General features: G+C 63.8%; 17 protein-coding genes. 6 read left to right on the plus strand and 11 right to left on the minus strand.

Annotation, left to right across the window (positions count from 1 at the left end; genetic code table 11):
• Positions 1 to 224: 224 nt before the first annotated feature.
• Positions 225 to 1,133, plus strand: coding sequence for a LysR family transcriptional regulator (locus J2X56_RS06940; protein WP_310159127.1), 909 nt, complete (start codon positions 225 to 227; stop codon positions 1,131 to 1,133).
• A gap of 11 nt (positions 1,134 to 1,144) precedes the next feature.
• Here the strand turns inward: J2X56_RS06940 and J2X56_RS06945 are convergent, their stop codons facing one another.
• The 6 genes from J2X56_RS06945 to J2X56_RS06970 form a co-directional block, all read right to left on the minus strand.
• Entirely contained in the window at positions 1,145 to 2,146 is a 1,002-nt protein-coding gene (locus J2X56_RS06945) for a DUF4178 domain-containing protein (RefSeq protein WP_310159130.1), read from the minus strand.
• Between the two features lie 151 nt (positions 2,147 to 2,297).
• Positions 2,298 to 2,684 carry an adenosylmethionine decarboxylase gene (gene speD, locus J2X56_RS06950; protein ID WP_121041987.1) on the minus strand — a complete coding sequence of 129 codons (387 nt, stop codon included), beginning with the start codon at positions 2,682 to 2,684 and terminating at the stop codon, positions 2,298 to 2,300.
• Positions 2,681 to 2,842 (minus strand): hypothetical protein, encoded by a 162-nt coding sequence (locus J2X56_RS06955; RefSeq protein WP_157845714.1) that lies wholly within the window; start codon positions 2,840 to 2,842, stop codon positions 2,681 to 2,683. Before J2X56_RS06955 ends, speD begins: the two co-directional genes overlap by 4 nt.
• The gene (locus J2X56_RS06960; protein WP_310159136.1) at positions 2,842 to 4,281 is read right to left on the minus strand and encodes a DUF4178 domain-containing protein; all 1,440 of its coding nucleotides are present in this window, start codon (positions 4,279 to 4,281) and stop codon (positions 2,842 to 2,844) included. The genes J2X56_RS06955 and J2X56_RS06960 overlap by 1 nt, the downstream gene beginning before the upstream one ends.
• 77 nt (positions 4,282 to 4,358) lie before the next feature.
• On the minus strand, positions 4,359 to 5,396 hold the full coding sequence (locus J2X56_RS06965) for an SPFH domain-containing protein (RefSeq protein ID WP_310159138.1): 1,038 nt from the start codon (positions 5,394 to 5,396) through the stop codon (positions 4,359 to 4,361).
• A gap of 39 nt (positions 5,397 to 5,435) precedes the next feature.
• A complete protein-coding gene (locus J2X56_RS06970; protein ID WP_039785084.1) occupies positions 5,436 to 5,822 on the minus strand; it encodes a DUF350 domain-containing protein in 387 nt (128 codons plus the stop codon).
• Between the two features lie 54 nt (positions 5,823 to 5,876).
• Between J2X56_RS06970 and J2X56_RS06975 the strand changes: the two genes are divergently transcribed.
• Complete coding sequence (locus J2X56_RS06975) at positions 5,877 to 7,388, plus strand: polyamine aminopropyltransferase (protein ID WP_310159140.1); 1,512 nt, start codon at positions 5,877 to 5,879, stop codon at positions 7,386 to 7,388.
• Positions 7,388 to 9,019: an FAD-dependent oxidoreductase gene (locus tag J2X56_RS06980; RefSeq protein ID WP_310159142.1), complete on the plus strand. Its 1,632-nt coding sequence runs from the start codon at positions 7,388 to 7,390 to the stop codon at positions 9,017 to 9,019. The genes J2X56_RS06975 and J2X56_RS06980 overlap by 1 nt, the downstream gene beginning before the upstream one ends.
• A gap of 66 nt (positions 9,020 to 9,085) precedes the next feature.
• Here J2X56_RS06980 and J2X56_RS06985 read toward each other — a convergent pair whose 3' ends face one another.
• Positions 9,086 to 10,696 (minus strand): methyl-accepting chemotaxis protein, encoded by a 1,611-nt coding sequence (locus J2X56_RS06985; RefSeq protein ID WP_310159144.1) that lies wholly within the window; start codon positions 10,694 to 10,696, stop codon positions 9,086 to 9,088.
• A gap of 215 nt (positions 10,697 to 10,911) precedes the next feature.
• Positions 10,912 to 12,303: a PLP-dependent aminotransferase family protein gene (locus J2X56_RS06990; protein WP_409025206.1), complete on the minus strand. Its 1,392-nt coding sequence runs from the start codon at positions 12,301 to 12,303 to the stop codon at positions 10,912 to 10,914.
• A gap of 227 nt (positions 12,304 to 12,530) precedes the next feature.
• Between J2X56_RS06990 and J2X56_RS06995 the strand changes: the two genes are divergently transcribed.
• The 3 genes from J2X56_RS06995 (at position 12,531) to J2X56_RS07005 (ending at position 16,809) form a co-directional block, all read left to right on the plus strand.
• Positions 12,531 to 13,832 (plus strand): hydroxymethylglutaryl-CoA reductase, degradative, encoded by a 1,302-nt coding sequence (locus tag J2X56_RS06995; protein ID WP_310159146.1) that lies wholly within the window; start codon positions 12,531 to 12,533, stop codon positions 13,830 to 13,832.
• A gap of 61 nt (positions 13,833 to 13,893) precedes the next feature.
• A complete protein-coding gene (locus tag J2X56_RS07000; protein ID WP_121041999.1) occupies positions 13,894 to 15,108 on the plus strand; it encodes an ABC transporter substrate-binding protein in 1,215 nt (404 codons plus the stop codon).
• A 399-nt stretch (positions 15,109 to 15,507) separates the two neighbouring features.
• Positions 15,508 to 16,809 (plus strand): MFS transporter, encoded by a 1,302-nt coding sequence (locus J2X56_RS07005; protein WP_310159149.1) that lies wholly within the window; start codon positions 15,508 to 15,510, stop codon positions 16,807 to 16,809.
• A 46-nt stretch (positions 16,810 to 16,855) separates the two neighbouring features.
• Here the strand turns inward: J2X56_RS07005 and J2X56_RS07010 are convergent, their stop codons facing one another.
• From J2X56_RS07010 to J2X56_RS07020, 3 genes are all read right to left on the minus strand, one after another.
• Entirely contained in the window at positions 16,856 to 17,191 is a 336-nt protein-coding gene (locus J2X56_RS07010; protein WP_039785071.1) for a helix-turn-helix domain-containing protein, read from the minus strand.
• Positions 17,192 to 17,331: 140 nt separating this feature from the next.
• Entirely contained in the window at positions 17,332 to 17,706 is a 375-nt protein-coding gene (locus J2X56_RS07015) for a helix-turn-helix domain-containing protein (RefSeq protein WP_209566911.1), read from the minus strand.
• Between the two features lie 2 nt (positions 17,707 to 17,708).
• Positions 17,709 to 17,870, minus strand: coding sequence for a hypothetical protein (locus J2X56_RS07020; RefSeq protein ID WP_310159153.1), 162 nt, complete (start codon positions 17,868 to 17,870; stop codon positions 17,709 to 17,711).
• Positions 17,871 to 18,138 lie beyond the last annotated feature (268 nt).

Here is an 18,138-nt window from a genome sequence, read left to right on the forward strand (position 1 = left end):
TGGGTGATCTTGTTTTCATGATTGTGCCTGAGACCGTGCAGCTTTTTGCATCGCATCAGACACTTTATGTACGCAGTATATTTAAACCAAATCGATATGAGTGAAAGCTTTTATCAATTTATCTTTGCGTTTTAGTCACAAGTGAGCCGATAATGGCTGCAACCCGCCGCACCAGTTCCGGCGCGGCTTTGCCGCCTGTTTTCAGGCGTTTGGAGAGTGCAGGCATGGACCAGTTCAAGCAGATTTCGACCTTTGCCGAGGTGGCCGCCCGGGGCAGCCTGTCGGCGGCCGCCCGCGCCGAGGGCATCGCCCCGGCCATGATAGGCCGGCGGCTGGATGCGCTGGAGGAGCGCCTGGGCGTGAAACTGCTGCAGCGGACCACGCGCAAGATCGTGCTGACCAACGAAGGCGCGGCCTTCCTGGAAGACTGCCAGCGTATCCTGGCCGACCTGGAAGATGCCGAATCGGCGGTGTCCGAACGCAGCGCGCGCGCCAGCGGGCAACTGCTGATCTCGGCCCCGGCCGGATTCGGCCGCCAGCACGTGGCACCGCTGGTCCCCTCCTTCCTGGCCGAGCACCGCGATGTCACCCTCACGCTCAACCTGAACGACCGCATCGCCGACGTCATCGGGGAAGGCATCGACGTCGCCATCCGCATCGCCACCCTGACCGACTCCAACCTGGTGAGCGTGAAGCTGGCCGAGAACCATCGGGTGATCGTCGCTGCGCCCTCCTACCTGCGCCGTCACGGCACGCCGGCCAGCCCTGATGAGCTGATGCGCCACAACTGCCTGGCCATGAGCAGCGAAGGTAGCCAGCGCGGCTGGACGCTCAAGCAATCCGGCAAGGTGAGCGTCTACAAGGTGGGGGGCAACATGGTCTGCAATGACGGGGAGGTGCTGCACAACTGGGCGCTGGCCGGACGCGGCCTGGCCTGGCGTTCGATGTGGGAGGTGGGTGCGGCGATCGAGGCCGGCGAACTGGTGACCGTGCTGGACAAATTCGCCGCCCCGGCCCCCTCCATCTATGCGGTGTTTGCCCAGCGTCGGCACCTGCCGCTGCGCATTCGCGCCTTCGTGGATTTTCTGCGGCACGCCTATGCGCAGCCGGACTACTGGAAGCAGCGCCCCTGATCCCTGACGGCTCACTTGTGTCCCGCGCTGCCGCCCCAGCTACTGCCTGAGGAGACTGAGTAGTCCTCTTCCTCTGCCTGAATCATTTGATGGACGAGGGCCACGCACGTGACGATGACCGCATAGATCGCGTAGCCTCGCAGCACGGATTGGGCCTGCCCTTTTTCTCCCATCGCCTTCAGCAAGCGCGCAGGCAGATACACCTCGGCCAAGGTCAGCAGGAATACCCAGGTCTGGCGCATGCTCCAGATGAAATCGCTGGCCCAGTAAAAGCCCAGGGTCATCACCAGGTAGCACACCACCGACGTATGCGCCGATCCCATCGGACTCAATTCGATGTCCTCGCTCGACGGATGTGTGGCCACACCGTGCGAGGGAATGGGTTCCTGTTGTGCGGCGGGTTCAGGCAGACTGATCAGCGCCTCCAGCGCCATCCGCTTTCCCAGATAAAGCACGGGCGTATCGCCGAGCGAATAGTCCAGCATCAGGACGCCATCGCCCGCCTCCAGATCGACCATGCGCGCGCGCTGCCGAGCAGACCGGGTCATGGCCCATTCGCCCTCGCCACCGCTGCAAGCAACATCGCGCACCGCACTGACCACCCAGCTTCGGTCGAATAACTTCACGCGCATGCGTGGCTTGAGTTGATCGAATCTCGGCAAGGCTTGCTCAAGATCGACCCGGGAGACGATGGCGTAGCGTCCCCCGGCTTCCAGCAAGCGCCATTCCAGCGAGTCGCCCTGTATCTTCAGCCACCACTGGTTCCAGACACGCGCACCAGCTCGCCACTGGCGTTGTCCCACGATGCTGAAGGCGCGCCCTTCGAAGCAGCCCGTTCGGCCGATCGGCAGCGGAGCGGCACCCTTTGCCAAGGCCGGCATCCTGAAGATTCCACGGGTCTTCTGATTGCGCCTGTCGACCACGGCGCGGCAGTACACGCACACCGCCATGGTCGAGGCCAGGCTGTGGAATCCGACGAACTTCTCGCAGGACGGGCAAGTGACAGTCCACATGATTCACGCTTGGCACAAAGAAAAGCGCGCATCTTAAGACAAAGAAAATGGCCTGACCAACGAAATTCCGGCCTTGTCGATCATCGCCGGAACCGCGCCCAGCCTGGTTTGCAGCGCGACTACTGCAACCCTGATCAATACCCGTGATATGTCAGGCGCACGTCGCCATCGGCAGCAGGCGTACCTGACGCTCGATCAGCTGGCGATGCAGCTGTTCAGGTTGAAGCCCCGCCACGATGATCTCCAGGGCCTGTTCCACCTGCAATGCGCCGCACAGGAAAATGTCGAGCGCAGCAAAGCGCGCTTCCGGCCAGGTATGAATGGAAAGGTGGGATTCGGCCAGCAACAGCACGCCGGTGACGCCCTGCTGCGGCCCGAAGTGATGAAAATGGCCCTGCAGCACGGTCGCCCCGGCATGAGCCGCCGCCTGCCGCAAGAGGGATTCGATCGCCACGGGATCGCACAGACGCGCAGCGTCGATGCCATCCAGATCGGCCAGCAGATGCTGACCACGGGCGGGGAAGGCGTTGGCGCTCACTTGTGCCCGCCTCCGCCGCCCCAGGATCCGCCCGAACTGGAGGACGACCAGCTGCTGCCGGAGGACGAGCGCGAACTGGAGAAGCTGGTCGAGCCCCAGTTGTACAGCGTCGAGATCGCGATGATGAACAAGGCGTAGAGCACGAAGAGGATCTTCATCAGAAATCATTCCCGTCGAGCTTGTAGGCCGGGGCGTAAATCAGGGTCAAGGTAATGAGGCCACTCCAGAAATGATCGTAGCCAAGGATAGGAATGCAATTCAGGATCACGAAGAGGACCGCCATCACGTGCGCCAGGGTCATGAAGGACATGCCCGGTGCAGCGCGCGCAGTCTCGGACGCGACTTCCTTGCCCAGCCAGGCCTTGAGCTGGTCGGGCGAGACCGGCTTGGCTTCGGACCAGGTGGCTTCCTCTGCCGTCACTTCCAGCGTCAAGCTCTTGCTGCCTTTGCCGTACTGGACCACGCGCGTGACGTCGCCCACGGATACCTTCCAGTTGAAGGCACCGACCGCATAAGTGACCCGTGCCTCGGCTTCGTATTGCATGGGCAGGCGCAAGCGGCCCTGCGTGACACCATCCGCACCCGACATGTCCGGCCAGGTCTGGAGCACCGACGCGGTACTCCAGCCCTCGTCGGCTTCGACCAGCCAGAGAAAGCCGCGCCGTTCGTTGTGCAGGAGGTATTCGGTCCACTGCTCGTCATCATCGGTACGCCGCATGGCGCCGATGACTTCGAACCTGGCACCGGCAATGGTGGCCTGCGTACCCAGTTCCAGCGTCAGCGCGGCCGCCGCGATCTTCTCTTGTGCGGCCACCACCTCGGCCTTGACGCCGGTCAGTGCGATCTGGCTGTGACAGGACTGGCAAACCAGGTGTTCGGTCTGGCGCGGCAGGAAGCGAATGGCGGTGCCGCATGCGGGGCAGGTCATCGACCCCAGCTTGCCCTGATAGCGATAGCTCCCGGCGCGCACGGTATCGTCGTCGCGCAGGAATTCACATTTGAGCGATTCCAGCGTGACGCTCTTGCCCTGGTACAGCACCGGCACTTCCTCATCGGAGAAATCCAGCGTGACGAAGCGATCCGCCACATGCAGGTCCGCTACGCGCGCCTGCCATCCGTCACGCAGCCCCAGCGGCAGTTCGCCCTGGCCGCCGGTACAACGGGCGATCCGCACATCGCCCACCACATGGGGGATGCCGCCGATCTCCACGCGGGTCAGCGGCTTGAGTTCGTCGAAACGCGGCCAGGTTTGCGTGGCGGCGGTGCGCCGGGTCACGGTATAGAGCCCTGAGGCATCCGAGAGCCACCATTCCTGCTGGCCGTCGCCGACCTGCAGGGCCCATTCGTTCCACAAGCCGCCGTCATATTGCAGCTGGATGCGTCCGACCACGGTGAACGCCTGGCCCTCGATGAATCCGCTGGTGCCGATCTGGATGGGCGAATAATCGTCGAGCACCTCGGAGACCTGCCCCAGCGTGTGGGCAGCCGAGCCGTCCTTGTAGACGGTGGTGCGGCAATAGCTGCACACCGCCATGACCGAGGCCAGCGACTTGAATTCAGTGGGTGCCCCGCAATTGGGGCAGCTTGCTGTCTGCATGAGTCAACCAGAGAAGCGCCGGCAGGCGCAGGCCCGCCTGCCGGCGGGAAGCATGTGGGGAAAATGCAGGCGCACCTTCAGCCGATCAGTTTCTTCAGGATCTCAGCTTTGGCGGCATCGTAATCGGCGGCGCTGATCAGGCCTTGATCCAGCAACTGCTTCAACTGGCCCAGCCGCTCCGCGGGTGTCGGGCCGGCGGCGGCCGCAGGAGCGGCGGCGGCGTGGCCCTGAGCACCCGCTGCACCAGTCCCCAGGGCATCGGCCATGACCTGCCCCATCGAGACGCCCGTGGCCAATCCAGCCCCCAGTCCTGCCAGGCCACCTTCATTGCCGGCCGCAATCGGAATTGCCTCGGCCGCCTGGACGCGCGCATATCCGGTGGCCTTGGCGGCATCCAGCCCGCCCTTCATGCCGGCCGCGATGCGCTGGTCCAGCGCCACTTGCAGGTCATCCGGCAAATTGAAGCTGGCGATGTTGAACTGGTCCAAGGTCAGGCCGTATTGCGCAAAACTCAGGGCCATGGCGTCGCGCACCGTGTTGGCCATGAGCGTCTGGTTGGCCGCCAGGTCGAGGAAGGCGCTCTGCGCATTGCCCAGGGAATTGGCCAGCGTGGAGAGCAGGATGCCCTGCAGCTGGTCTTCAAAGTCTTCGCGGGTGTACACCTCGCGGGTGCCGCTGATGCGCGAGAAGAACACGCGCGGATCCGACAGGGCATACGAGTACATGCCAAAGGCACGCACGCGGATCATGTCGAAATCCTTGTCGCGGATCGTGATCGGCTGCGGCGTGCCCCACTTGCGACCGGTCTGCAGGCGGGTACTGAAGAAATAGACATCCGACTTGAAGGGCGACTCGAACAGCTTGTCCCAATTCTTCAGGTTGGTCAGCACCGGCAGGGTGCGGGTGGTGAGCGTGTAATTGCCGGGGGTGAAGATATCGGCCACCTGCCCTTCGTTGACGAAGACAGCGAGCTGCGATTCGCGCACCGTCAGGGTGGCGCCATTCTGGATTTCAAAATCCTGCATCGGATAGCGCCAGGCCAGCACGCCTTCCTGATCCTCATTCCATTGCAGGACATCGATGAATTGCTTCTTGATGAATGATCCGAGATTCATGCGGTACTCCGGGGGGATGAAGGATGAACAACGAAGAGGTCAGGAAATGCAGGCCGCATTGATGGCCCCGATGCACAGTGAGATCGTGCCCATCAGGCCACCGAAGGCGACATTGTCGGTTTCGATATGTTCGCGTGAAATGCGCAGTCCGCGCGTGGTCACCAGATAAGCCAGCAGTTGCACCACCAGCGCACCGGCTGCCCAGGCAAAGAATTGCTGGTAATCGTTGGTATGCAAGATGGAGGAGGCGATGGTGAGCGAGAAGCCGCCCATGGCGCCTCCCAGCGACATCGCCGCAGCACGGTTGCCTTGTCGGATCAACAAGACTTCATCATAAGGAGTGACCCAGGTATATACCTTGAAAAAGACCGCCAATAGAATAGCGGCCAGCAAGAGATGAAGCGCGTAGTTGAGGATGGCAGGCAAAACGTTTCTCGCGTGGTGGCATCAAGACCTGCATATTAAGCCATAAAAAAATTCATGATCAACAGAATACTGGTGTTGTCGATTTTCGTGGTCGCCTCGTGCGGCCTCGCCTACGAACTGATTGCAGGCGCACTGTCGAGCTACCTGCTGGGGGACTCGGTGCTGCAGTTCTCCACCATCATCGGCTGCTATCTGTTTGCCATGGGGGTGGGCGCGCATGTCTCCAAATACGTCAAGGATGAAGACGTGCTGGCGCGCTTCGTGGACATCGAGATCATGGTGGGACTGATCGGCGGCCTCTCGGCGGCGCTGCTGTTTCTCTCCTTCTCGTGGTCGGCAGCGCCTTTTCGCATCCTGCTCTACAGCGTGGTGTTCCTGATCGGCGCACTGGTGGGCATGGAAGTGCCGCTGGTCATGCGCGCCCTCAATGCCCGCCAGACCGCCTTCCGCGAGCTGGTGAGCACGGTGCTGACCTTCGACTATCTGGGTGCACTGGCCGTGTCGCTGCTGTTTCCGCTGGTACTGGCGCCGCATCTGGGCCTCACGCGCACCGGCTTCCTGTTCGGGATGAGCAATGTGGCCGTGGGCTTGTGGACCATCTACGTCTTCCGCGCCGAACTGAAGCAGGCACAGCGGCAGTTGCTGCGGGCCTGCCTGGTGCTGTTCCTGCTGGGAACCGGCTTTGCCGCCTCGGACCGGCTGGTGCAATGGGGCGAACATGGCATGTACGGCGATGAAGTCATCTATTCCACCAGCACCCCCTACCAGCGCCTGGTGATCACCCGCTGGAAGGATGATCTGCGGCTCTACATCAATGGCAATCTGCAGTTTTCTTCACGTGACGAATACCGCTATCACGAAGCCCTGGTGCATCCGGCCCTGGCCACCCTGCCCTGGGCGCGGTCAGTGCTGGTGCTGGGCGGAGGTGACGGACTGGCCCTGCGCGAAATCCTGCGCCATCCCGGTATCCGCGAGGTGACGCTGGTGGATCTCGATCCGGCGATGACGCAAGCCTTCCGGCAACGTCCGGAACTGGTGGCGCTGAACAAGGGCGCATTGTCCGATCCTCGCGTGAAGGTCATCAATGCCGATGCCGCCGTGTGGTTGCAGAACAGTACGCAGACTTTCGACCTGGCCATCGTCGACTTCCCCGATCCTTCCAGCTTTGCGCTGGGCAAGCTGTTCTCGGTGCCGTTCTACGGCATGCTCAGGAAGCACATCTCGGCCAATGGCCTGATCGTGGTGCAGGCGACTTCGCCCTATTTCGCCCCGCATGCCTACTGGTCCATCGACGCCACGCTGCGCGAGGCGCAATGGAAGACCTATCCCTATCACCTCTACGTACCATCCTTCGGTGAATGGGGCTTCATCCTGGCCTCGCCGCAGCGAGATTACGTTCCACCCACCACCTATGCGCAGCCGATGCGCTATCTCAACGGGGCCACCACGGCCGAGATGTTCCGCTTCCCGCCCGACATGCCGCGTGTGGAGGTCGAGCCCAACCGGCTCAACAACCAGTCGCTGGTGCGCTACTTCGAGCAGGACTGGCATCAGGTGGTGCGCTGATGCAGCGGCGCAGCTTCGTCCTGGGCGCAGCCGTTGCGGCGGGCGCGGCCACGCTGGGCGCGGGCGGCGTCCTGCAGAAATGGCGGGAAGTCGATCCTGGCATCCGCGCACCGGGCCGCGCGGAAGGCCACTTCCTGCGCGATCTGGCCAGGCATCCCGGCCGCCTGCCGGTCCCTTCGGAGATCATCGAGACCGACATCGCCATCCTCGGCTCGGGAGTGGCCGGCCTGACCGCAGCCTGGAAGCTGGAACGCTCGGGCCATCAGGATTTTCTCGTGATCGACGGCCCGGAAGCCGACGGTAATGCCGCCGGAGCACGCTACGGCCAGGCCGGTGAATACGCCTGCCCGACCGGGGCCCACTATCTGCCGCTGCCCTCGCAGGAATGCCTGCACGTGCGCGAAATTCTCGCCGACCTGGGCGTGATCCTGCGCGACGCCCAGGCCGAGCGCCCCTATTACGACGAACGCTATCTGCTGCACGCACCGGATGAACGGCTGCTGGTCGAGGGGCACTGGTACGAAGGCCTGCTGCCGCCCTTGCAGCCGGGCGAACAGGAAGAGCTGGATCGTTTCAATCGCAGCATGGACAGCCTGCGCGCCAGCCGCGATGCCCGGGGCCGGCGCGCGTTCATGCTGCCGTCCGCGCAGGCCTCGGACGACCCGCGCTGGCTGGCGCTGGACCGCATCACCATGCGGCAATGGCTGGAGCAGGAAGGCTATCGCTCCCCTGCCCTGCACTGGCTGGCCAACTACGGTTGCCGTGACGACTACGGCGCACGCTACGACCAGGTCTCGGCCTGGGCCGGCCTGCATTATTTCTGCAGCCGCAGCGGCCAGGCGGCCAATGCCGCCGACGGCGCCTGGCTGACCTGGCCGGGGGGCTTGCAGCCGCTGGCCGAGGGACTGGCGCGCCGCATCGGCCCGCGCCGCCGCCCCGGCACGGTGCTGCAGCTGCAAGAAACTTCGCGTGGAATCGAAGCGCTTTGCATGGTCCTGCGCGATGGCCAGGCCACCAGCTTCCTGCTGCGCGCGCGCAAGGCCGTCTGCGCCATGCCGCTGTTCGTCGCGGCGCGCATCACACCGGCCATGGCCAAGCTGGGCTTCGATCCCGCGCAGCACCTGCCGGCCCGCGCGCCGTGGCTGGTGGCCAACTTCCTGCTCAAGCGCTTCCCCAAGGAAAAACCCGAAGCTCCGCTGTCCTGGGATAACGTGGTCCAGCGTGAACCGGGCCTGGGCTACGTCGTCTCGACCCATCAGGATATCCGCGTCCATCCGCCGCAACAGACGGTGTTCACCTCCTATGTGGCACTGTCGCAACTGGCCCCGGATCAGGCCCGGCGCTGGATGGACCAGGCCACGCCGGCCCAGTTGCTGGCACTGGCCATGGAAGACTTGCAGCAGGCGTATGGCTGGCAATTCGGTGCTGCGGTGGAGCGCGTGGATATCACGCTGCGGGCACATGCGATGGCGATCCCCACGCCCGGTTTCCGCAGCAATGCGGGACTGAAAAAATTGCAGCAGGCAGACGGCAAGATCCTCTTCGCGCATGCCGACCTGTCCGGTTTTTCGCTGTTTGAAGAAGCCAGCTGGTGGGGCTATCAGGCCGCGCTCAAAGCGCTGAAGACCTGACGCTGCAGCCGTCGCTGGAATGACAAACGGCCCGCGAGGGGCCGTTTGTCATGGGTCCGCAGCCACTCAGTGCGGCAGCGTCGGCCCGGCCGGCGTGACGTCGATCTCGCGGCGCACCAGCGTCTCGCCCTCATTGATCCGGAACACGCTGACCATCTGCGCCAGCCGTCCCGCCTGGTTCTGCATCGAGGCCGCTGCGGCCGCAGCCTGCTCGACCAGTGCTGCATTCTGCTGAGTTACCTGGTCCATCTGCGTGATGGCCAGGTTGATCTGCTCGATGCCACTGGTCTGCTCGGCGCTGGCGGCGCTGATCTCGGCCACGATGTCGGTCACGTGGCGCACGCTGCTGACCACTTCCTGCATGGTGACGCCGGCCTGCTCGACCAGGCGGCTGCCGTCGCCGACCTTCTCCACTGAATCGTTGATCAGTTCCTTGATCTCCTTGGCTGCCGAGGCCGAACGCTGGGCCAGCGAGCGCACTTCGGACGCCACTACCGCAAAGCCGCGTCCCTGTTCCCCGGCGCGCGCCGCTTCCACGGCAGCGTTGAGTGCCAGGATATTGGTCTGGAAGGCGATGCCGTCGATCACGCTGATGATGTCCACGATCTTGCGCGAGGAGGCATTGATGGCCCCCATGGTATCGACCACCTGGCTGACCACGCCGCCGCCCTGCTCGGCCACGCTGGAGGCCGATTGCGCCAGCTGGCTGGCCTGGCGCGCATTGTCGGCGTTCTGGCGCACGGTGGAGATCAGTTCTTCCATGGCAGAGGCGGTTTCTTCCAGCGAACTGGCCTGCTGTTCGGTGCGCCCGGACAGGTCGAGGTTGCCGGCCGCGATCTCGGCCGAGGCTGTGCTGATGGTATCGGTGCCGGTGCGCACATTGGCGACGATGCCGCGCAGGCTGTCATTCATGTCCTTGAGCGATTGCAGCAGCTGGCCGGTCTCGTCGCGCGAGGTCACCTGCACCTGGGTCGCCAGGTCGCCCTCGGCCACCTTGCGCGACACCACCACCGCCGTCTGCAGCGGCTTGGTGATGCCCAGCGTCAGGGTGCGCGCCAGCACGATGCCCAGCAACAGGATCAGGCCCTCCAGCACCACAATCAGGATGCGGCTCTGGGCAGCGATGTTGTCGATTTCCTTGGCGGTATCGTCGATATCCTTGCGCTGGATGTCGACCATCTCGCGCATCAGTTTCTGGTAGGTCGCGGCGGCGGGCACGAAGACGGTGTCCAGCAGGCGCATGGCCTCTTCCACGTTGCCTGCCGCCTTCAGTTTGACGATCTGGTCACGCGACGACAGGTACACCTTGCGCTGCTCGCCGATCTTCTGGAACAGCGCCTTTTCTTCGGGGGTGACCAGCAAGCCCTCGACCTGCTTCTGGTACTCCGAGGAACTCTTGGTGGAGGCCGCCGCTTCCTCCGCGAAATACGCTGCCAGCGACGGATCACTGCTCTTGGCGATGGCCAGGGTGCGGCGAATGCCGGCGGTCAGGTTGGTATACCAGTCGCCCATGAGGCGTTCGGTCTTGAGCGGATCGTTCATCATCTCGCGCGTGGCCGCCGACACCTGCTCCAGCCGCCACAGGCTGATAGCCGCCACGATGGCGGAAAACGCGAGGATCACGGCAAAGCCCAAGGTCAGGCGCTTGCCGATATTCATGTTGCCAAGGATATTCATGTCTTTTCCGTCCCTAGCGAAGCCTCCGGGCGAGGACTCCGCAATGTCATCTTGATTATTGTTGTCACCACGGCAGTCCCCGACTGCCGTCGTCCAGCACTATGGCACGCGAGGGCAAGTGGAACAAGACAAATAAGCCCGGAACAGATGGGCAATGGCGGCTCTCTTCGTACCTGCACGGAAACCCCGCTTCCATTACCTCAACATGCGGGAATTCAGGCCTGCTGATCCAGCAAAGCTGCCATGGCGGCGGCAAATCGCGGGTCCGACAGCTGTCCGACATTGAAGCGGGACCACGGCACGCTGTGTTCCGGGTCGACATGGAAGATGCTGCCCGGAGCCAGCACCACGTGATGCGCCATCAAGGCCTGCGCCAGTGGCCGGGCATCCGTAAAAGCGGGAAATCTCGCCCACAGGTACATGGATTGCTGTGGCGCGCAGAACAACTCTGCCCCCAGTTGCTGCAGCTGGTGGCAGGCGGCGTCGGTGGCGTGCGCCAGACGCTCGCGCAGGCGCGCCGTGTGGCGGCTGAAGTGGCCATCGGACAAGATCACGTCCAGCGTGCGTTCGCAGTATTCCGAACTGCTCATGTGGACCAGCATCTTGATGTCGGCCAGGTCACTGGCCAGATCACGGTGGCAGGCAATGAAGCCCACGCGCAGCGCGGCGGACACCGACTTGGAAAAGCTGCCGATGTAGAGCGTGCGGCGCAACTGGTCCAGCGTGGCGATACGCGGCGCGGTAGCCGGCTTGAAGTCGGCGAAGGCATCGTTCTCCACGATCAGGGCATCGTGGCGATCGGCCAGTTGCAGGATCTTGTGCGCCTTGTGCGGAGAGGTGTCCGAGGCCGTGGGATTGTGCGCCAGCGACTGAGTGAAGAACAGCGGCGGCTTGCCGGGCAGCTTCAATTCGCGTTCCAGGACCTCGATATCCGGCCCGTCCGCATGGCGCGGGATGCCGACGATGCGCGCACCGGACAGCTTGAGTTTTCCGTACAACATGTAGTAGCCCGGTTCATCGACCAGCACGCGATCGCCGGGGCGGATGAAATTGCGGATCACGATATCGAGCGCCTGGTTGGCCCCGTGAGTCAGCACGATCTGGCTGGTGGCAGCCTCGATGCCATGCTGGGCCAGCTTCTGCACCAGGTGCTGGCGCAGCGGCAGGTAACCGAAGCGGCTGCCGTAGCCGAACAGCGCACCCATGCCGGTGCGCACCACCTTCTGGTGGAATTTGTCCAGCCGCACATCGTGCAGCCATTCCACCGGCGGGAAGCCATCGCCCAGGCGCAGATGGCCGGGGTCGTGCTTCAACTGCTCACGCATGAGCCAGACCACGTCCATGGCGCGGCTCAGGCTGCCCTCCTCTTCTTCCTTCGGGCGCGGCGGCGTGGCGCAGACGAAGAAGCCGGAGCCGCGCCGGGGCTCAACCACGCCCTGCGCCGTCAATTCCTCGAACACGTTGACGATGGTGTTCTTGGCACAGCCATGCCGGGCGGCCAGCTCGCGGATCGACGGCAGGCGGCTGCCGGGAGCATGCGCACCCTCGGCGATCTGGCGACGGATCAGTTGAACCAGGGTCTGGGTGAGTGTCTGGGGGATGGTCACGGATAAGACTCTCCAAAAAGCAGGCAGGTACTCGCTCGTCCGGCCCGCGTCGTCGGGACTTGCTGCAATGCAAAGGGATTGTCCTGGGTACAGTTTCCCTGCTGTTGGCAGCAACTGTACCCATGCGCAATGGTACACCCTTGCTATTCTGCCAGCGCTGGACGGGGGGCGCGCAGCCTGCCGCCCATTCCAGATCTTCATATAACGACGAAAAGAGAGACCACCGCATGCACAGTGACAAACACTCCGCGACCGATTCGCGCCTGCCCGGATTCCGCAGCCTGACCCCGCCGCAACGCCTGGCGGAGGTCGCACGCCTGGCCGGGCTGGGCGATTCCGAGCAGGTCCTGCTGGGCCAGCCCGGCGGCCTGCCGCTGGCCACGGCCGACGGCATGATTGAAAACGTGGTCGGCACTTTCCAGCTGCCGCTGGGTGTGGCCGGGTATTTCCAGCTCAATGGCCGCGATGTACTGGTACCGATGGCGGTCGAAGAGCCCTCGGTGGTGGCGGCAGCGTCCTTCATGGCCAAGCTGGTGCGCGCCTGCGGCGGCTTCCAGACATCCAGCAGCACGCCGCTCATGCGCGCCCAGATCCAGCTGCTCGGGGTGACCGATCCGCACGGCGCGCGGCTGGCCATCCTCAAGGACCGCCAGGCCATCATCGACATCGCCAACAGCCGCGATCAGTTGCTCAACCAGCTGGGCGGCGGCTGCCGCGACATCGAAGTGCATGTCTTCCCGGACACCCGGCGCGGTGCCATGGTGGTCACGCACCTGATCGTCGACGTGCGCGATGCAATGGGCGCCAATACCGTCAACACCATGGCCGAAGCGGTGGCCGGACATATCGAGGAAATCACCGGCGGCAAGGTGCGGCTGCGCATCCTCTCCAATCTGGCCGATCTGCGGCTGGCGCGGGCCAGGGTGAAGGTTTCTGCCCAGGTGCTGGCCACCAGCGCATACAGTGGCGAGGAAGTCATTGATGGCATCGTCGATGCGTATGAATTTGCGGCCGTCGATCCCTACCGCGCCGCCACGCACAACAAGGGCATCATGAACGGCATCGACCCGCTCATCGTCGCCACCGGCAATGACTGGCGCGCGGTAGAGGCCGGGGCCCATGCCTACGCCTGCCGCCATGGCCGCTACACTTCGCTGACGCACTGGGAAATTGCCGCCGATGGCGACCTCGTCGGTACGCTGGAAATTCCCATGCCGGTGGGCCTGGTGGGGGGTGCCACCAAGACCCATCCGGCGGCGCGCGCGGCCTTGAAGATCCTGGGCGTGCAATCGGCACAGGAGCTGGCCGAGGTCGCCGTGGCGGTGGGGCTGGCGCAGAACATGGCCGCCCTGCGCGCGCTGGCGACTGAAGGCATACAACGCGGCCACATGGCCCTGCACGCGCGCAACATCGCATTGGCCGCCGGGGCTGAGCCGCATGAGATGGACTGGCTGGTGCAGCAAATGGTGGCTGGCCACGACGTCCGGGTGGACTACGCCAGATCGCTGCTGGCCGAACGCCGCCGCTGAAGCACGAAAAACAGAACGACCCGAGCCGCGCAGCGGCCGATCACAACGAGGAGACAAGCACATGATCCCATCGACCACGCTGCGCAGGCTGGCAGCCGCCTGTGCCATTGCAGGCATTTTTGCAGGGCCGGCCATGGCCCAGGTATCCAATGACGCGGTACGCATCGGCTTCATCACCGACATGTCCGGCCCCTATGCGGATACGGATGGACTGGGCGGACTGGAAGCCATCCGCATGGCGGTCGCCGACTATGGCGGCAAGGTGCTGGGCAAACCCGTCGAGATACTCTCGGCGGACCACCAGAACAAGGCCGACATCGCCGCCACCCGCGCCCGTGAATGGGCTGACGAACGCGGGCTGGACATGTTGATCGGCGGCGTCAATTCGGCCACGGCCTTGTCAATGAACAAGGTGATGGCCGAGAAGAAGCGCGTCTACATCAACATCGGCGCCGGGACCGCCCGCCTGACCAACGAGGAATGCACGCCCTACACCGTGCACTATGAGTACGACACCGTGGCGCTGGCCAAGGGCACGGCCAGTGCGGTGATCAAGCAGGGCGGCAAATCCTGGTTCTTCCTGGTGGCGGACTATGCGTTCGGCCATTCGCTGGCCAATGACACCAGTGCCGTGGTCAAGGCCAATGGCGGCACGGTCGTCGGGTCGATCAAGCATCCGCCGCAATCCTCGGACCTGTCGTCCTTCCTGCTGCAGGCGCAGGCGTCCAAGGCGCAGATCCTGGGATTGGCCAACGCGGGCGAAGATACGGTCAATTCGATCAAGGCCGCCAAGGAATTCGGGGTGACCAAGACCATGAAGCTGGTAGGTCTGCTGATGGTGATCAACGACATCCATGCGCTGGGACTGGCCAATGCCGAGGGCCTGATGATGACCGACAGCTGGTACTGGGACAAGGACGAGCCCTCGCGCAAGTTTGCCGAGCGCTTCTACCAGAAGATGAAGAAAATGCCCAGCACGCACCAGGCGGCCGCCTACTCGGCCACCATGACCTACCTGAAGGCGGTGGAGGCCATCGGCACCGATGATGCCACCAAGGTGATGGCGCAACTGAAGAAGACGCGCATCGATGACTTCTACAACAAGGGTTACATCCGCGCCGACGGGCGCAACATCCACGACATGTATCTGTACCAGGTCAAGTCGCCGGCCGAGTCGAAGAAGCCTTGGGATTACCTGAAGCTGCTGGAAACCATCCCAGGTGAACAAGCCTTCACCAGTGTGGCGGATTCCCGGTGCAGCCTGCTCAAGCAGTAAGGGACAGGTGAAGTTTCTGGCCTCAAGTTCAGAGCAACCCCTGCAGGCCCTTGTCGGCCAGCAGATTGAGCAGTTTGAGGGCGGGGCCGGCGGAGCGGGCCTCGCCCTTCTTCATTGAGGTGCCGCCAGGAAAGCTGAACACAACCTCCTGACCCTTTGTGCGGTCTTTACATCAGCGGCTTGCCTTGGCCGAGTCTTGCACCTACTCTTGCAACCCAGCCCGGCCGGCCTGCTGCATTGGTCCGATCGTACGCCCGCCTGTGAATGGCACAATATCGCGGCCGCTCATTCGTCAGCGACGACACGGCCGCCTGCCATCGTTAGCGAGGCGCGACGCAGCAGCCGGTTCGCCGGCCAAGATTTCAACAAGCCAACAAGACCATCCGCCAAGGAGTCACTTTGAGTCAGCATCCTCCCCGCCAACCTGCCAGTCCGCCCGCCCCGGCGGGATTCACGCGCTACCAGAAGACCGTCGTCGGCCTGCTGGCCTTCCTGCAATTTGCGGTCATTCTCGATTTCATGCTGATGTCGCCCCTGGGTGCCGTGATCATGCCCGCCATGCAGATCACGCCGCAGCAATTCGGGCTGGTGGTATCGGCGTATGCCTTCAGCGCCGGGGCCTCGGGCTTGCTCACGGCCGGTTTTGCCGACCGCTTTGACCGCAAGCGGCTCTTGCTGTTCTTCTATTCCGGCTTCGTGCTGGGGACCGTGTGGTGCGGTCTGGCGCAGAGTTTTGAAAGTCTGCTGATCGCGCGTATCGTCACGGGCCTGTTCGGGGGCGTGATCGGTTCCATCACGCTGGCCATCGCCACCGATCTGTTCGCGCCGCAGCTGCGGGGACGCGTCATGGGCATCATCCAGACGGCCTTCGCGGCCAGCCAGGTGCTGGGCATTCCGATCGGGCTTTATCTCTCCAATACCTGGAACTGGCATGTCCCTTTCCTGGCCATGGCCGCGCTGGGCGCAGTGGGCGGGATCGTGGTCAGCTTCAAGATGCAGCCGGTGGACGGCCACCTCAAGCTCAAGCAGGAACACACCGCGTGGATGCACCTCTACCACACCATCAACGAGCCACGCTACCTGACCGCGTTTGCCACCACGGCCCTGCTGATGACGGGCGGCTTCATGCTCATGCCGTTCAGCAGCGCCTATCTGGTCGGCAACCTGGGCATCGACCTGCATCACCTGCCGACGGTCTATCTGGTCACCGGCCTGTGCACCATCGCCTTCGGTCCGCTGATCGGACGCGCGGCCGACAAGGTGGGCAAGTTCCGGGTCTTTGTCTTCGGTGCCGTACTGTCCATCATCATGGTACTGATCTACACGCACCTGGGACCGGTGACGGTACCGATGATCGTGCTGGTCAATGCCGTCCTGTTCCTGGGCATCTTCTCGCGCATGATTCCATTCCAGGCCCTGGTCTCTTCGGTCCCGGCGACTACCCAGCGCGGTTCCTTCAATGCCATCAGCGCCTCCATCCAGCAGCTCTCGGGGGGTGTGGCCTCAATCGTGGCCGGACATATCGTCACGCTGGGGGCCGATGGCCGGTTGCAGCATTTCGACGTCGTCGGCTATGTCATCGTCGGTACCACGCTGCTGGCCTCGGTACTGGTCTGGCGGCTCAACCGCGACGTGCAGGCGCGCGCCGCCATCCTCGCGGCCGCAGCACAGGCGTCGCCGGCCAACGCAGCGGGACGCTGACGACACCCTCCGAGCGGGGTATCTGCGCAGCGGCCATGCAGATCGCTCAGGCTGCAGTGCGGCCGGCGTAACTGGCCAGTGTGCGGATGATCTCGCGGCCTTGCACATCCGTGCGGCAGTAATGGTCGACCAGTAGCCTGACGTCCGAATCGCTTTCCTGCGGCAGGACGTCCGGCTCGCTGCCGGTCAGCAGCCAGTTGAGATCGACCGCAAATTCGCGGTAGAGCTGCAACAGCAGCTCCCCGCCCGGCATGGCCTTGCCGGCTTCCAGCCAGCTGATGTGGCCGGTCGATGTATTGAGGCGCTGACCCAGCTCGCGCTGGCTCAGGCCGTGGGCGAGGCGGATCTCCTTGATCCTCCCCCCGATTTCTTCACTGAACATGTCTTCTCCTCTGAACGGACGCACCCGCGTGAGCCGCCCGTATCCCCGTCCCCACGACTGCACCGGGGCGATCAGCCCCGTGCAGAACCAGTGACACCCCCGCCGGACGGCAGCAGCGGGGGCGTAACCGGCGACCGCTCTCAGCCGCGCCGGCTTACCAGGAAGCTCGCGACCGCCATGACCAGCGACTTGCCGCGCTCCGATGCGCGGACGTAGTCACCAATGAGCACCTTGATGTGAAAACCATGGCGCGGCGGCAGTTCTTGTTCCAGGCCGGTCAGGAGCCAATTGATGTTGACGTCGAACTCGCGGTGCAGCGAACGCAGGAAGCGTCCGCCGGGCATGCTGTGCCCCAGCTCGACGCAACTGATGTAGGCACCCGAGGTGCCCAGCCGGCTGGCAAAGTCGCGCTGGTTCAGGCCGCTCATCTGACGCGTGGCCTTGAGGCGTTCGCCGATGGCTTGCTTGGCCGCGAGTGCAGCCTGGCCCGGCGCGTTGTCGATGGGCGCGTCCATGCTCAGCCTCCGAACGGAAACGCCGGTCCAGGTACCACGATCGGCTGCGGCTGTAGCGGCACATGCACATCGGCCGCCGGCACTTCCGCGCCAGTAGCGGATCCGGATTGATGCAGGAAGTCGAACTGTTCACTCTGCATGAAGATCTGCTGCAGGGTCAGCACGCCGTCACTGAACTGCAGCCGCCGGTCCGGATTGACCAGGGCATCCAGCGCACCTTCCCGCAACAGGATCTGGCCGCCGCTGCGCAGCACCAGCAACAGGTCGATGCCGAGACTGCGCACGTCCTGGATGGTCTCGATGGGAATCTTGCGCAAGGCGGTACCGGCCTGCATCACGTCGAGCGTATAGGTGGTCTTGCCCATCAGGGCGTCCTCGATGGAACTTGCGGCATCTGACATCGGGCCTCCTCACTCGGTCTTCTGGATACGG

Source organism: Herbaspirillum sp. 1173, from assembly GCF_031455335.1.
Taxonomy (GTDB): Bacteria; Pseudomonadota; Gammaproteobacteria; order Burkholderiales; family Burkholderiaceae_D; genus Herbaspirillum; species Herbaspirillum huttiense.